2 protein-coding genes are annotated in these 17,851 nt (G+C 68.3%); both read left to right on the forward strand.

Translation table 11 applies throughout. The features are described from left to right. Positions 1-263 precede the first annotated feature (263 nt). Positions 264-3,035: a glycosyltransferase gene (locus CRT60_RS00345; RefSeq protein ID WP_098734478.1), complete on the forward strand. Its 2,772-nt coding sequence runs from the start codon at positions 264-266 to the stop codon at positions 3,033-3,035. Positions 3,036-3,614: 579 nt separating this feature from the next. After that, positions 3,615-17,851, forward strand: a 14,237-nt coding sequence (locus CRT60_RS00350) for an Ig-like domain-containing protein (protein ID WP_098734479.1), incomplete at its 3' end; no start/stop codon positions are given.

Consider the following 17,851-nt stretch of genomic DNA (forward strand, 5'->3'; position numbering starts at 1 on the left):
TTTGGGGGATGCCTGTTTCGTCATGATGACCCCAGTTTCTCAGGAAACGGAGCCTCCGACAAACCCGGTGCGGTTCACACCGCCGTTTCGAACCGTCGAGTTCCCGCGTGACTCAAAACGCCCAAGGTCCAGATACTCAAGGTCCGGACACCCAAGGCCCGGATGTTCAGGCAAGGGCGGAGAGTGCTCTTCGCCAGGCGATCGATGCCCATCGGGACGGGCGCCTTGCCGATGCGAAGCGCGGCTATGCCAAAGTGCTGTGCATGGCCCCGGCCGATCCCGGATTGGTTCTGCTGATGGCGCTGGTCGAGGGGACGGAGGGGAAAACCGTTCGCTGGCTGCCCAGGGTTGCGTTGCTGCCGGCTGGCGATGCCGCCTTCGAACGGCTGCGCGAGGTCATGCTTTCGATAACGGCGCATCGGCTGTCCGTTCGGCTTGAGGACGGAGCGACCGATCGGGCCGGTGTCGCGCTGGAGCGGCTGGTGGAGGCGCTGCCGCCGCATCGTGCCCTGTTGCGCCTCCTGGCGCTGGTCCGCTTCATCCAGGGACGCGAGGCCGAAGCCGGCGAGCTGCTTGCCCGCGTGTCGAGCCTTGCGGCCGATGGGGATGCCGATGGGGCCGCCGGCGAGGCTGCCGGTGCCGTGCCGGTGCGGGAGGCCGGGCTGGAGCGGGCGTTGCATGCGCTTGAGAAGCGGCGCAGGGACCATCGGGCAGTGGGCAGTGTGGTGATCCCGGCCTATCGGGTGGAGGGATGCATCGGGCGTGCCCTGGACAGCGTGGATCGGGCGGTGCGCTATTACCGGCAGGAGGCCGGCGATCCGGACGCACGCTTCCATATCTGCGTGGTTGACGATGCTTCGCCGGACGGCACGGTGGAGGCGGTCCGGGCGTGGTCGCGGGCTCATCCCGACCACAGCCTGTCGCTGATCGCCAACAGCGGCAACGGTGGGGCGGGGCGTTCGCGCAACCTTGGGGCAGCCATGGCCATGGGGCCGTACCTGTGGTTTCTCGACGCCGACGACTGGTTTCTCGACCGCCATCTCTGGGTGACGGCCACGATGCTCGACCGTCATCCGGAGATCGGTTTCGTGCGCACCGGCATCCGGTTCGACAGCATCGACCGCGATATCACCCCGGTCTGGCGCTCGGCCTCGGAAGCGACCTATCCCTGCAACCTGGCTGTGCGCCGGGTCTGCCACGACCTGATCGGCGGCTTTCCCGACGAGGAGCCGTTCAATCCGGCCGGGCCCGAGGATGTCTGCTACAGCAAGTCGCTGCAGTTGCTGTTCGCCGGTGTGAAGACCGAGGAACAGACGGTTTGCTACACGCTCGGCGACGGGAATGTGTTCGACAGGTTGAAGGCGGACATGCTGAGCGGCCGGCCGCCGGGACAGGGGGCGCCGCCGGAACCGGTCCATCTGGCGGCGGAGCTTCTGATCCGCCGCCGGCTCTATGCCCTGGAGGCCAGGCGGGGGATGGCCTGGGATGGGCCGCCCATTCTTCCCGACAGGAGCCGGGCGGACGATCCCCCTGCGATGGAGCCCGGACGGCACGGCGTCCACAACACCCATGACGCCCACAACGCCCATGACGGCCGGCCGGACAGTGCCGTCACCGCACTGCGCGCGGCGGTGGCGCTCGATCCCGGCCGGATCGAGGGGTGGAACAGGCTTGCCATGGCGATCCATGCGGCGCAGGGGCCGGCGGCTTCGGTCGCAGCCTTCCGCCGGGTGAGGCTGCTGCTGCCGGAAACGGCGTCCACCCACCTCAATCTGGGCAATGTTCTCTTCGATTCCGGACGCTGGCCGAGCGCCGAGACGAGCTTGCGGCAGGCTCTGGCGCTGGACCCGGCGCGCGCCTATGCGCTGTTTCAGCTTGGCCGGGTGGCCGGCCGGACCGGCCGGGCGGATGCGGCCTGCCGGTTGCTGGCCCGTGCCGCCCGGCTGGAATCGCCGACCTCCCCCGCTGCGACCGACATCGGGGCGGAAATGGCCCTTGCGCTGCGTGACTGCGGCCGCTGGCAGGATGCCGCCCGCCAGGGGCGGCGGACCGCGGCCCTGGTTCCCGGCCGCTACGACGTTCACCTCGCGCTCGCCGCCGCCGCCGAGGCGGAAGGCCGCCCCGCAGCCGCGCTCTCCGCCTATGAGCGTGCGATCCGCTGCCATCCGGGATTCGGCGAAGCCTTCACCCGGCGGGCCGTCCTGCTGCTGCGGCAGAGCTGGAAGGCCCCGGCGCCGCGCTTGGCGGCCGGGCGTGCCGGACGGCGCCTCGTCGCGACGGAGCTGGGGCGCAACGGCCGCTTCGGCAACCAGCTGCTTCAGTACGGCTTCCTGCGCCTCTATGCCGCCCGCCACGATCTGGATCTGGAGGTGCCGGACTGGGTGGGGCGTTACCTGTACGATTGCGACGATCCGCTGCCCGGCGCTCCGCTCCCCCGGGTTTCGGAGGAGGACCATGATTTCTTCGCCTCGCTGTCCGGTGCGGCACCGGTTTGGGCGGAATGCGATCTCACCGGCTATTTCTGCCGCCATACCGCGGCACTGGCGCCGTACCGGACGGACTTCCGCAGGCTCTTCATGCCAGGCCGGTATCTGTGGCCGCGCGCCGACGCGATCGAACATCGCCTGCGCGCACGGGGGCGGACGGTTGTCGCCCTGCATCTGCGGCGGGGCGACTATGGCTGGGGACGGTTCTGGGTCGCACCGGAGCTGTGGTATCGGACATGGCTGGAACAGCTGTGGGCCGATCTGGACTCGCCCGTTCTCTATCTGGCAACCGACGCGCCGGAACTGGCCGAAGCCTTCGCTCCCTTTTCCCCCATTCTCGCCACCGACCTGGATACGCCTCTGGCGGGTGCCGAGTTCTTTACCGATTTCCATGCCCTGTGCGTCGCCGACGTGCTGGCGATCTCCAACAGCACCTTTTCCTTCACGGCAGGCCTGCTGAACCGGACCGCCCGACGGTTCGTCCGCCCGGATCGTCATCGGCGCATGCTGGTGCCGTACGATCCCTGGGACGCCGAAGTCCTGCTTTGAACCGACGCCGGGCCGGCCGTCGCAACCGACATTCCCGAAGATTGCCCTGTAAAGACCGGTAGAGCAGTCGCGTGCCCGCGGCAACCTATGGATATGTGGCATAAGGGCATTCGAAAAGGTATTTCGCCTGTTTTCATGATAATTTGATATTAACCCGAGCAGTAATACTTTCGTGGTTATGTGTTTTAAAGTCTTCGAGAAAAGTGAATTTGAATTGTTTCTAGAAATATAAAAATATCATTGGAATTATCATGATTAACAATCGATCTTCGTCACAACTGGTGCGAGCACTTTTTAAAGAAAGAAGAACAATCCAGCAAGTTTCAGCCTTAAACTGACAGTGTGCGTACTTTGGTTTTTGGAATCTTTAGGGGGTGAGATTTGTTTGTTAAGTGCATTAATGAATTAATAGATTTTCCGGAAGCGATTATTTGCTTTCCGTTCTTGATGTCGTCGTGTGTGAACGGTTTGGCACCGGTACCCATCGATCGGCCCCGACTCCGAAGCTCGGCGTGATCCGCCGAGGACCCTCGACATCGTCTTTCCCGACTCTTTCAAGCTGCCGCGTGTGAGGAAATTATGGCCGGAACCGTCAACGCCACAGGAACCACCACCACGACCTCGTCGCCGAGCACCATCATCGGCAGCACGGGGGTGGATATCGTCACCCTGGGCAACACCGGCAACACCACCACGGTGAGGGCGCTTGAGACGCTCATCGGCAACAGCGGCCTCGACCTCATAACCTTCGGCAGCGGCGGCAACACCACCATGGTGAGCTTGCTGGATACGCTGACCGGTGGTTCGGGCAACGACGTGGTCTACGGCTCGACCTACGGGGCGACGATGGCGGTCTCGCTGATCGAGACGCTGACCGGAACCTCAAAGACTGCGGCCGAAGACATCATTCTGGTGGGGACCGGCGGCAACACGATCCGGGTGGACTGGATCGACACGCTTGTCGGCAGCACGGCGAAGGACGTGGTCTATTTCGGAAGCGGCTACTACAACAGCAGCGCCCCCTACAACGCCACGACCAACACCACCACCGGCAGCACCATGCTGGTGTCGCTGGTGGAGACGATCATCGGCGGTTCCGGAGCGGAGGTGGTTTTCCTCGGCAGCGCCGGCGCCACGATCAGCATTCAGGATCTGTCCACGCTGATCGGTACCACAGGCGTGGATGTCGCCCAGATCTCCTCGACCGCGGGCACGACGATGGTCGTGTCCCTGATCGATACGCTGATCGGCAACAGCGGCTTGGATCTGGTCACTGGAAACGGCATGCCAAGTCCGCTCAGCTTGGCCGTCTTGGGGGTGGATGCCATCCTGGGCGGTCTTGTCAATTATCAAGACTACGTCAAATTGCTCGGAACGGGCGGCACCACGACCATAATCGGTGCGGTCGAAACCCTTATCGGCACGGCCGGCAACGACGTCGTCGATATGAGCAAGGATGTCGGAACTGTAAAATTCAGCAGTAATGTAGCCAGTACCATGCACGTCACCAGCGTGGAAACGCTGCTGGGCGGTACTGGCGTCAACACGATCTACATCGATCAGACCGAAGGCTCGACCATCAGAGTCTCGATGCTCGACACCGTGTTCGGTAACACCGGTAACGACGTCATGGTGATGACGAATGTCAACGCCACGGTCGGCAACACGATCCGCATCGATCTCTACGAAACGATCATTGGCAGCACTCTCAATGACATGATCGTCCAGGTCAAAGGCTACGGCTCGACGGTTCTGGTTTCGGGCGTGGAGCAGTTGGCCGGCGGCATCGGCAAGGACGTCTACATCCTCGCCGACGTCGGCGGCGCCACGGTCAGCACCATGGGCGTGGATACCCTGATCGGAACGTCCGGAAACGACGTCATGGCGGGGGTCAATTTCGGCCACTACCAGCAGTCCACCGCCGATCCGTCGAAGCCTGGCGGCTCCAATCTGTTCGGATTGCCCCTGACGCTGGCGGTCTCGCACGTCGAAACTGTCTACGGCGCCCAATATCCGTCGCTGCCGGCCAACGGTGCCGACTTTCTCGCGCTGATCGATCCGGAAGGCTCGACCGTGCAGATCAGCGGCATCGAAACGCTCGTTGGCTCCCTGGGGCAGGACCGCGTTACGATGTTCGGCAGCAGCCACAGCTTCACCACCGGCCAAAGCATATGGGTGTCGGGGATCGAGACGCTGACCGGATCCGCCGATCTGGACATCATCCGCACCGACACCAGCGGCATCACCCTCCAGCTGAGCGCCATCGAAACCTTCCTCGGCGGCGGCGGTCTGGACCTCATCATGCTGGGCAGCACCGGCAACACGATGGGGGTCAGCGGCGTCGACACGATCATCGGCGGCACCGGCAAGGATGTGCTGTCCTTCGCCAGCAGCCTCAATGTCGCCATCGGCGCGGTCGAGACGGTGACGGGCGGCATCGGTGCTGATGTGGTCAGCCTGCTGGGCGGCGGCAACACCATATCGCTGGCGGGGATCGAGACGATCCTGGGCCTGGGCGGCGGCACCGACGTCGTCATGCTGAGCGCCGCCTACAACACGGTGTTCGCGTCGGTGATCGAGACACTGATCGGCGGCACCGGGACGGACATCGTCACGCTGGGCAGCGGCGGCAACACCATGCTGGCGGCCGGCTTCGAGACGCTGACCGGCGGCGCCGGCACCGACGTGATCGTTCTCCAGGGGTCCGCCGGCAACACCGTAACGATCTCCAATCTCGAAACCGTCGTTGGCGGCGGCAGCGTCGACGTGCTGGTGCTCGACGTCTCGGGTGGAACGCTGTCGGTCAGCGCCGTCGAGAGTGTGGTCGGCAGCGCCGCCACCGATGTGATCACGCTTGCCGGGACGGCTGGCAACAGCATTGCGGTCGGCGGCGCCGAAACCCTGATCGGCGGCGCGGGCCGCGATGTGGTGCAGCTGTCGTCGGGCGGGAACACGGTCCTGGTCGCCGGGCTGGAGACGCTGACCGGCGGCGTGGGCCTCGATGTCGTGACGCTGGGCAGTGCCGGCAACAGCATGCTGGTCGGCGGTGTGGAAACTCTGTTCGGCGGCATCGGCCTCGACATCGTCGCATTGGCCGACGGCGGCAACACGCTGGTCCTGTCCGGGCTGGAAACCCTGCTCGGTGGAGCGGGCGTGGACGTGGTCACGCTGGGCACCATCGGCAACACGATCCTCGCCACCGGTATCGAAACGCTGGTCGGCGGCGCCGGAAGCGATGTGTTCGCTTTCGATTCCACGGTCGCCGGCACCAGCGCTGTCAACGGTTTCAGCAAGGACGACGTCCTCCGCGTCATCGGCGCCACCCTGACCGGTCCGGTCACCAGCGGCAACGGAACCGCCGTCGCCGCCGGGTCGATCCAGCTCTCCTCCTCCGGAGGGGTGACGACGCTCTACATCAACACCGGGGCCACCACCGGTGCGGCCACCCGCATCGTCACGCTGGACGGCCTGTACACGCCGGGCAACTTCTCGGTTTCCGGCAACAGCGTCACGCTGATCCAGAGCTCCCTGACCGGCCCCTTCCTCGATGCCGCGTCGGATGGCGGGACCGTCGGCGACGGCATCACCAACGTCACGGCCCCCACCTTCACGGGCGCGGCCGAGGCCAACAGCGTCGTCACCCTCTATGAAGGAGGAACGGTGCTGGCCACCGGCACGGCGACGTCGGGTGGCGCATGGGCGATCTCCAGCACGCTGAGCGAGGGGACGCACACCCTGACCGCGGTCGCGGTGACAACGGCAAGCAACACGGCCACCTCGTCGACGGCATTGACCGTCACCATCGACAGCACGATCGTCGCCCCGACCGGGCTCGCTCTGGCCGCCGGGTCGGACAGTGGGGCGAGCGCCGGCGACCGCATCACCAATATCGCCGCGCCGACCGTGACCGGTACGGCGGAGGCCAACAGCGTCGTCACCCTCTATGACGGCACGGCGGTCGCCGGAACCGGCACCGCCAACGGCAGCGGCGTGTGGTCGATCGCCAGTTCCACGCTTGCCGGCGGCGACCACACGCTGACCGCCGTCGCGGTGGATGTGGCGGGCAACACCTCCACCGCCTCGACCGGCCTGACCGTCACCATCGACACGACGACCGCCGCGCCGACCGGCTTGGCGCTGACCGCCGGCTCCGACAGCGGGGCGAGCAGCAGCGACGGCATCACCAGCGTCGTCGCCCCGACCGTGACCGGCACGGCGGAGGCCAACAGCGTCGTCACCCTCTATGACGGGACGGCGGTCGCCGGGACCGGCACGGCCAACGGCAGCGGCGTCTGGTCCATCACCAGTTCCACGCTCGGCAGCGGCGCTCACACGCTGACCGCAACCGCGGTGGATGTGACGGGCAACAGCTCCACGGCGTCCGCCGGCCTGACCGTCACCATCGACACCACCGCACCGGGGGCGCCGACCGGTCTGGCGCTTGCCGCCGGTTCGGACAGCGGATCGAGCAACAGCGACCGCCTGACCAACGTTGTCACTCCGACCGTGACCGGCACGGCGGAGGCCAACAGCGTCGTCACGCTCTATGACGGCACCGTCGCCGCCGGCACCGGCACCGCCAATGGCAGCGGCGTGTGGTCGATCACCAGCGCGACGCTGAGCAGTGGTGCCCATACGCTGAGCGCGGTGGCAGCCGACGCGGCCGGCAACAGCTCCACCGCTTCCACCGGCCTGACCGCCACCATCGACAGCACGACTGCGGCCCCGACCGGCTTGGCCCTGGCCGCCGGGTCGGACAGCGGAGCGAGCGCCAGCGACCGCATCACCAAAATCATCGCGCCGACAGTGACCGGCACGTCGGAGGCCGACAGCGTCGTCACCCTCTATGACGGGACGGGGGTCGCCGGCACCGGGACGGCGAACGGCAGCGGCGTCTGGTCGATCACCAGCGCCACGCTCGGCAACGGCGACCACACGCTGACCGCCGTCGCCGTGGATGTGGCGGGCAACACCTCCACCGCCTCGACCGGCCTGACCGTCACCATCGACAGCACAAGTGCCACCCCGACCGGCTTGGCGCTGACCGCCGGCTCCGACAGCGGGTCGAGCAGCAGCGACGGCATCACCAGGATCGTAGCCCCGACCGTCACCGGCACGGCGGAGACCAACAGCGTCGTCACGTTGTATGACGGCACGGCCGTCGCCGGGACCGGCACGGCGAACGGCAGCGGCGTGTGGTCGATCACCAGCTCCACGCTCGGCAGCGGCACCCATACGCTGACCGCCACCGCGGTGGATGTGGCGGGCAACACCTCCACGGCGTCCACCGGCCTGACCGTCACCATCGACACCGCCGCACCGGGGGTGCCGACCGGTCTGGCGCTTGCCGCCGGGTCGGACAGCGGATCGAGCAACAGCGACCGCCTGACCAACATTGTCGCTCCGACCCTTACCGGGACTGCGGAGGCCAACAGCGTCGTCACCCTCTATGACGGGACTGCGGTCGCTGGAACCGGCACGGCGAACGGCAGCGGCGTGTGGTCGATCACCAGCGCGACGCTGAGCAGTGGTGCCCATACGCTGACCGCAAGGGCGGTGGACACGGCCGGGAACAGCTCCACCGCCTCGTCCGGCCTGACCGTCACCATCGACAGCACGACCGCGGCCCCGACCGGTCTGGCGCTTGCCGCCGGGGCGGACAGCGGGTCGAGCAACAGCGACCGCATCACCAGGATCGTCGCGCCGACCGTGACCGGGACGGCGGAAGCCAACAGCGTCGTTACCCTCTATGACGGCACGGCGGTCGCCGGCACCGGGACGGCGAACGGCAGCGGCGTCTGGTCGATCAGCAGTTCCACGCTCGGCAGCGGTGACCATACGCTGACCGCCGTCGCTGTGGATGTGGCTGGCAACAGTTCCACGGCGTCCACCGGCCTGACCGTCACCATCGACACGACGACCGTGGCCCCGACCGGTCTGGTGCTTGCCGCCGGCTCGGACAGCGGGTCGAGCAGCAGCGACCGCCTGACCAGCGTCATCACCCCGACCGTCACCGGTACGGCGGAAGCGAACAGTCTCGTCACTCTCTATGACGGCACCGTCGTCGCCGGGACCGGCACCGCCAATGGCAGCGGCGTGTGGTCGATCACCAGTTCCACGCTCGGCAGCGGCGACCACACACTCACCGCCACCGCGGTGGACACTGCCGGGAACAGCTCCACCGCCTCCACCGGTCTGACCGTCACCATCGACCGTACGACCGCCGCGCCGACCGGTCTGGTCTTGGCCGCCGGCTCGGACAGCGGGTCGAGCGCCAGCGACGGCATCACCAAAATCATCGCGCCGACCGTCACCGGCACGGCGGAGGCCGACAGCGTCGTCACGCTCTATGACGGGACTGCGGTTGCCGGCACCGGCACGGCGAACGGCAGCGGCGTCTGGTCGATCACCAGCGCCACGCTCGGCAGCGGCGCCCATACGCTGACCGCAAGGGCGGTGGACACGGCCGGCAACAGCTCCACGGCGTCGGCCGGGCTGACGGTCACCATCGACAGCACGACCGCGGCCCCGACGGACCTGTCGCTGGCCGCCGGTTCGGACAGCGGATCGGGCAGCAGCGACCGCATCACCACCGTTGTTGCACCCACCATCACCGGCGCTGCCGAAGCGAATTCGGTGGTCACCCTCTACGACAACGGCACGGCCGCCGCCACCGGCACGGCGAACGCCAGCGGAAGCTGGAGCATCACCAGTTCCACGCTCGCCGGCGGCGACCACACGCTGACCGCCGTCGCGGTGGATCCGGCGGGCAACAGCTCCACCGCCTCCACCGGCCTGACCGTCACCATCGACAGCACGACCGCCGCGCCGACCGGCCTGGCCCTGGCCGCCGGCTCGGACAGCGGGTCGAGCGCCAGCGACGGCATCACCAAAATCATCGCGCCGACGGTGACCGGCACGGCGGAGGCCGACAGCGTCGTCACCCTCTATGACGGCACGGTCGTCGTCGGCGCCGGCACGGCGAACGGCAGCGGCGTGTGGTCGATCACCAGCGCCGCACTCGGCAGCGGCGGGCATACCCTGACCGCCCGGGCGGTGGATGTGGCCGGCAACAGCTCCACGGCGTCGACCGGTCTGACCGTCACCATCGACACCACGGCACCCGGCGCCCCGACCGGTCTGGCCTTGGCCGCCGGCTCGGACAGCGGAGCTGGCAGCGGCTCGGGCAGCAGCGACGGCATCACCAACGTCGACGCGCCGACCGTCACCGGCACGGCGGAGGCCGGCAGCATCGTCACGCTGTATGACGGCAGCGCGGTCGCCGGCACCGGCACGGCGAACGGCAGCGGCGTCTGGTCGATCACCAGCACCACCCTCGGCGCCGGCGCCCATACGCTGAGCGCGCGCGTGGTGGATGTGGCGGGGAACAGCTCGACAGCCTCCACCGGTCTGGCGATCACCATCGATACGACGTCGGCCACGCCCGGCGGTCTGGCGCTTGCGCTGGGCTCGGACAGCGGGGCGAGCGACAGCGACCGCAACACGAAGGTCCCCACCCCCACGGTCAACGGCACGGCCGAGGCGAACAGTGTGGTGACGCTGTATGACGGCGCCACCGGCGTCGGCACGGTGACGGCGGATGCCGCGGGCCTGTGGTCGCTCTCCACCCCCTCCCTGGCCGATGGCGTCCATACCCTGACCGCGCAGGCGGTCGACGTGGCCGGCAACACCTCCACAGCTTCCACGGCGCTGACGGTGACGGTGGATGCGACGGCGCCGAACGCGCCCACCGATCTGACGCTGGACCCGGCGTCCGACAGCGACGCGCAGGGGGACAACACCACCACGGTGCGGACGCCGACGATCACCGGCACGGCCGAGGCGAACTCGGTGCTGTCGCTGTTCGACGGAAGCAACCTGCTCGGCACCACGACCGTCGACACTGCGGGCAGCTGGTCGATCACCTCGTCCGAATTGGGGGTGGGGGCCCACACCCTCACCGCGCTGAGCGTCGATCTGGCCGGCAACACCAGCACCGTGTCCGGCAGTCTGGTGATCACCATCGGCAACCCGCTGCAGGGTGCCCCGTCCACGCCGCAGCTGGACGCCGGGTCCGACAGTGGCACCGCGGGCGACCGCCTCACCAATGTGGTGACGCCGACGCTCACCGGCACGGCTGAGGCGGGCAGTACGATCTCGATCTATGAGAGCGGTACGCTGGTCGGATCCGCCACCGCCGATTCCGTGGGAGCGTGGTCGGTGACCACGACGACGCTGACCGGCGGTGCGCACAGACTTTACGCAACCGCCGTCTCGGGCGGCACGCTCCTCGGCTCCTCCTCGGCGCTGACGGTCACCATCGATGCGTCGGTGCCCACCACCCCGTCGATCCCGGTGCTGGCGGTGGCGGCCGACAGCGGCGTGGCGGGTGACGGGATCACGCGCGTCACCACGCCGACGCTGTCGGGCACCGCGCAGGCCAACGGCGTCGTCACGCTCTTCGACGGCGCCACCGCCATCGGCACGGTGACGGCGGACGCATCGGGCTTGTGGTCGATCCTCACCGGCACGATGCCGGATGGCGCCCATACGCTGACCGTGCGCGCGATCAATGCGGCCGGCAGCACCAGCGAAGCGTCGACCGCACTGGTGCTGACCATCGACACCAGCGCCACCACTCCCTCCGGACTCGCTCTGGCGGCGGGCTCCGACAGCGGAACGTCGGGGGATGGCGTCACCAATGTGGTGGCGCCGGCCGTGACCGGCACCGCCGAGGCCGGAAGCACGGTCCTGCTGTACGAAGGAACCAGCCTGATCGGCCAGACCACGGCCGATACGGCCGGTGCCTGGACCATCACGGCTTCCGCCCGTGGCGACGGCACCCACAGCCTGTCCGCTTTGGCAATCGATGTGGCCGGCAACACCTCCACGGCCTCCGCCGTCCTGACCGTCACCATCGATGTGACCGCACCGGGTGCGCCGGCCGGGCTTGCCCTGGCCTCCGGCTCGGACAGCGGGTCGAGCAACAGCGACCGCCTGACCAACGTCGCCGCTCCGACCGTCACCGGGACGGCGGAGGCCAGCAGCGTCGTCACCCTCTATGACGGGACTACGGTCGCCGGCACCGCCACCGCCGACGGCAGCGGCCTGTGGTCGATCGCCAGCACCACGCTCGGCAGCGGCACCCACACGCTGACCGCCGTCGCGGTGGACGCGGCCGGCAACAGCTCCACCGCCTCCAGCGGCCTGACCGTCACCATCGACACCACCGCACCGGCTGGTCCGACCGGTCTGGCGCTGGTCTCCGGATCGGACAGCGGGTCGAGCGGCAGCGACCGCATCACCAACGTCGCCGCGCCGACCGTCACCGGCACGGCGGAAGCCAACAGCGTCGTCACCCTCTACGACGGCACTGCCGTTGTGGGCACCGGCACGGCGAGCGCCCGCGGTATCTGGTCGATTGCCAGCACCACGCTGGCCAGCGGCGATCACACGCTGACCGCAACCGCGGTGGACGAGGCGGGCAACACGTCCACCGCCTCGACCGGCCTGACCGTCACCATCGACAGCACGAGTGCCATCCCGACCGGTCTTGCCCTGGCCGCCGGTTCGGACAGCGGATCGAGCAGCAGCGACCGCATCACCAATGTTGTCGCTCCGGCCGTCACCGGGACGGCGGAGGCCAGCAGCGTCGTCACCCTCTATGACGGGACGGCGGTCGCCGGGACCGCCACCGCCGACGGCAGCGGCGTCTGGTCGATCACCAGCGCCACGCTGAGCGGCGGCGATCACACGCTGACCGCAACCGCGGTGGATGTGGCGGGCAACACCTCCACGGCGTCCACCGGCCTGACCGTCACCATCGACACGACGACCGCGGCGCCGACCGGGCTTGCTCTGGCCGTCGGATCGGACAGCGGGTCGAGCGGCAGCGACCGCCTGACCAACGTTTCCGTGCCGACCGTGACCGGCACGGCGGAGGCCAGCAGCGTCGTCACCCTCTATGACGGTGCCGCCGCCGTCGGCACCGCCACCGCCGACGGCAGCGGCGTGTGGTCGGTCACCAGTTCGACGCTCGGCAGCGGCGATCACACGCTGACCGCCACCGTGGTGGATGTGGCGGGCAACACCTCCACGGCGTCCAGCGGCCTGACCCTCACCATCGACACCACAAGCGCGGCGCCGACCGGGCTTGCCCTGGCCGTCGGATCGGACAGCGGGTCGAGCGGCAGCGACCGCCTGACCAACGTTTCCGCCCCGACCGTCACCGGGACGGCGGAGGCCGGCAGCCTCGTTACCCTCTATGACGGCACTGCCGTCGCCGGCACCGCCACCGCAAACGGCAGTGGCGTGTGGTCGATCACCAGCACCACGCTGAGTGGCGGCGACCACACGCTGACCGCAACCGCGGTGGATGTGGCGGGGAATACCTCCACGGCGTCCAGCGGCCTGGCCGTCACCATCGACAGCACGAGTGACACCCCGACCGGTCTGGCGCTTGCCGCCGGCTCCGACAGCGGGGCGAGCAGCAGCGACGGCATCACCAGCGTCGTCGCCCCGACCGTCACTGGCACGGCGGAGGCCGGCAGCGTCGTCACCCTCTATGACGGTGCCGCCGCCGTCGGCACCGCCACCGCCGACGGCAGCGGCGTGTGGTCGGTCACCAGTTCGACGCTCGGCAGCGGCGATCACACGCTGACCGCGACAGCGGTGGATGTGGCGGGCAACACCTCCACGGCATCCTCCGGCCTGACCGTCACCATCGATACGACGACCGCCGCGCCGACCGGCTTGGCCCTGGCCGCCGGTTCGGACAGCGGGTCGAGCAACAGCGACCGCATCACCAACGTCGCCACGCCGACCGTGACCGGCACGGCGGAGGCCAACAGCGTCGTCACCCTCTATGACGGGACTGCGGTCGCCGGCACCGGCACTGCCAACGGCAGCGGCGTCTGGTCGATCACCAGCACCACGCTCGCCAGCGGCGGGCATACGCTGACCGCCCAGGCGGTGGACGTTGCGGGCAACAGTTCCACGGCGTCCACCGGCCTGACCGTCACCATAGACACCACAAGCGCGGCGCCGACCGGGCTGGCCCTGGCCTCCGGCTCGGACAGCGGGTCGAGCGGCAGCGACCGCATCACCAAAATCGTCGCTCCGACCGTCACCGGCACGGCTGGAGCCAACAGTGTCGTCACGCTCTATGACGGCACCGTCGTTGCTGGAACCGGGACCGCCGACGGCAGCGGCGTCTGGTCGATCACCAGCACCACCTTGAGCAGCGGCGACCACACGCTGACCGCGACAGCGTTGGATCAGGCCGGCAATACCTCCACGGCCTCGACCGGCCTGACCGTCACCATCGATACGACGACCGCCGCGCCGGCCGGGCTTGCCCTGGCTGCCGGATCGGACAGCGGGTCGAGCGGCAGCGACCGCCTGACCAACGTCGCCGCCCCCACCCTCACCGGGACGGCGGAGGCCAGCAGCGTCGTCACCCTCTATGACGGCACGACGGTCGCCGGCACCGGGACCGCCAACGGCAGTGGTGTCTGGTCGATCACCAGCACCACACTGAGCGGCGGCGATCACACGCTGACCGCCGTCGCGGTGGATCCGGCCGGCAACACGTCTACGGCCTCGACCGGCCTGACCGTCACCATCGACACGACGACCGCCGCGCCGACCGGTCTGGCACTGGCGAATGGGGCGGACAGCGGGGCGAGCAACAGCGACCGCATCACCAACGTCGCCGCCCCGACCCTCACCGGGACGGCGGAGGCCAACAGCGTCGTCACGCTCTATGACGGGACCGTCGTTGCCGGCACCGGGACCGCCAACGGCAGCGGTGTCTGGTCGATCACCAGCACCACCTTGAGCAGCGGCGGGCATACGCTCACCGCTCGGGCGGTGGATGTGGCGGGCAATACCTCCACCGCCTCGACCGGCCTGACCGTCACCATCGACACCACCGCACCGGGGGTGCCGACCGGTCTGGCGCTGGTCTCCGGATCGGACAGCGGGTCGAGCGGCAGCGACCGCCTGACCAACGTCGCCGTCCCGACCCTTACCGGGACGGCGGAAGCCAACAGCGTCGTCACCCTCTATGACGGCACGGCGGTCGCCGGCACCGGGACCGCCAACGGCAGCGGCGTGTGGTCGGTCACCAGCACCACACTGAGCGGTGGCGATCACACGCTGACCGCGACAGCGTTGGATCTGGCCGGCAATACCTCCACGGTGTCCACCGGCCTGGCCGTCACCATCGACACGACGACCGCGGCCCCGACCGGCTTGGCCCTGGCCTCCGGGGCGGACGGCGGGTCGAGCAACAGCGACCGTCTGACCAACGTCGTCGCGCCGACCCTCACCGGGACGGCGGAAGCCAACAGCGTCGTCACCCTCTATGACGGCACGGCCGTTGCCGGTACCGGGACGGCGAATGGCACCGGCGTCTGGTCGATCACCAGTTCGACCTTGAGCAATGGCGACCACACGCTGACCGCCGTCGCCGTGGATGTGGCGGGCAATACCTCTACGGCCTCGACCGGCCTGACCGTCACCATCGACACCACCGCTCCCGGCGCGCCGACCGGTCTGGCGCTCACCCCGGATTCCGACAACGGTGTGAGCAACACCGACCGGGTCACCGGCGTGAGGCAGCCGGCGCTGGTCGGTACGGCCGGTGCCAACGCCACCGTGGTGCTCTACGACGATACGGCCGCGCTGGGCACCGCCACCGCCGACACCAACGGGTTGTGGACCATAACCGCCGGAGCCTCGCTGACGGACGGCGAGCACACGTTGACGGCCACGCAGATCAACAGCGTCGGCAACACCTCCGTCGCGTCGACGGCCCTGGTGATCACCATCAACGCGACGCCGCCGACGGTGACCGGCGTGGTCATCGGCGACGGACCGTACGCGCTGGGGGCCGAGATCTCGATCGAGGTCACCTTCAGCGACAACGTCGTCTACACTGGGACGGACTCCACCCTTGCCCTGACCGTTGGGACCAACACGCGTCAGGCCAGCTTCGTGGAATCGTTCACGACGTATGTCATCTATCGCTACATCGTCCAGCCCGGCGACGAGGATGCGGACGGCGTGACGGCCGTCGCCAACGGGCTGACGCTGAACACCAGCACGATCCGCGACGTCAACACCAACAATGTGGTGTTGACCTATGCCGCGGTGACCAACGCGAATGCGCCGTCCCTGGTCTATCCGGTCGGCAGCACCGGTGGCACGACGATCACGCTGGCCCAGTACAGCACCATCCTCGGCAATGCCGGCACCGACGTCATCACGTTGGGCGTGGCCGGCAACACGGTCGAGATCTCTGCGCTGGAGACCCTGACCGCCTCGGATGGTTCGGACGTCATCAGCATCGGCGCGACCGTGGGCACGACGCTGCTGCTGTCCAATGTGGAAACGCTTCTGGGCGGCACCGGCAAGGAGTGGATTGCGCTGGGCACGGCCGGCGGAACGCTGATGGTGAGTGGTGTGGAGACGCTTCTGGGCGGCGTCGGCACCGATGTGGTGACGCTCCTGGATGCCGGCAGCACCGTTTACACCGCCGGCATCGAGACGCTGACCGGCGGGACCGGCATCGATGTGGTGATGTTCGCCAACACCCTGGGCAACACCCTGACGCAGCGGTCTGTCGAAACGCTGATCGGCGATGCCGGGAACGACGTCCTGCTGCTGGACAGCGCCGGCAGCACCGTTGCGGTCGGCCTGTTCGAGACCATCACCGGCAACATGGCGGTCGATCTGGTTTCCCTGGTCGGCGGCTTCGGCAGCACCCTGTCGGTCAGCGGGTTGGAAACGCTGCTGGGCGGGGCCGGTACCGACATCGTCACCATCGGGACCGCCGGCGGCACCCTGCTGGTTGCGGCGCTGGAGTCGCTGACCGGCAGCAACCGCAGTGACCTGGTGTCGCTCGGCACCGCCGGCAACACCCTGGCCGTCACCGCGGTGGAAAGCCTGTTCGGCGGAAGCGGCACCGATGTGATCGCGCTGGGTGGAACGGCCGGCTCGACGCTGTTCCTCTCCCTGGTCGAGAGCATCGTCGGAACCGTGGGCACCGACCTGCTGACGCTGGGCACCGTCGGAAGCACGCTGTTCGTCTCCGCCATCGAAACCATCGTCGGCGAATTGGGATCGGATGTGCTGGTGCTGGCCGGTGCCGGCTCCACGATGTGGGTCGGCGCCATCGACACCCTCACCGGCGGTGCCGGTACGGATGTGGTGACGCTGGCCGGCAACGGCACCACCATGAAGATCGATCTGCTGGAGACGCTGACCGGCAGTGCCGGCAACGAAGTCCTCACTTTCGGGACAGCGGGCATCACTCTGCTGGTCAATGCCATCGAGACGCTGACCGGCGGTGCCGGCACCGACGTCGTCACGCTGGCGCAGAGCGGCGGCACGGTGGTCGTTTCGGGTCTGGAAACCCTTCTGGGAGGCCAGGGGACCGACATCGCCGCGTTGGGGAGCGTTGGCAACACGCTGTTCGTGTCCTCCATCGAGACGCTGATGGGCGGTGCCGGCAGCGATTCCGTCTTCTTCTCCTCCAGCGGCAACACGCTGGCTCTCCGCAGCATCGAGACGCTGACCGGCAACAGCGGCACCGATGTGGTGACGCTGCTGAATGACGGCGGCCCGATGCAGATCGGCCTGTTCGAAACCATCGTCGGCAGTGCGGGCAACGATCTCGTCGCCTTGGGCAACGCCGGCAACACCCTTGCGGTGTCGCAGCTTGAGACGCTGTGGGGCGGGTCCGGCCTTGACGTGGTGACGCTGGGGTCCGGCGGCAGCACGCTGATGACGGTGGCGGTGGAAACGCTGAT

Source organism: Azospirillum palustre (assembly GCF_002573965.1).
Taxonomy (GTDB): domain Bacteria; phylum Pseudomonadota; class Alphaproteobacteria; order Azospirillales; family Azospirillaceae; genus Azospirillum; species Azospirillum palustre.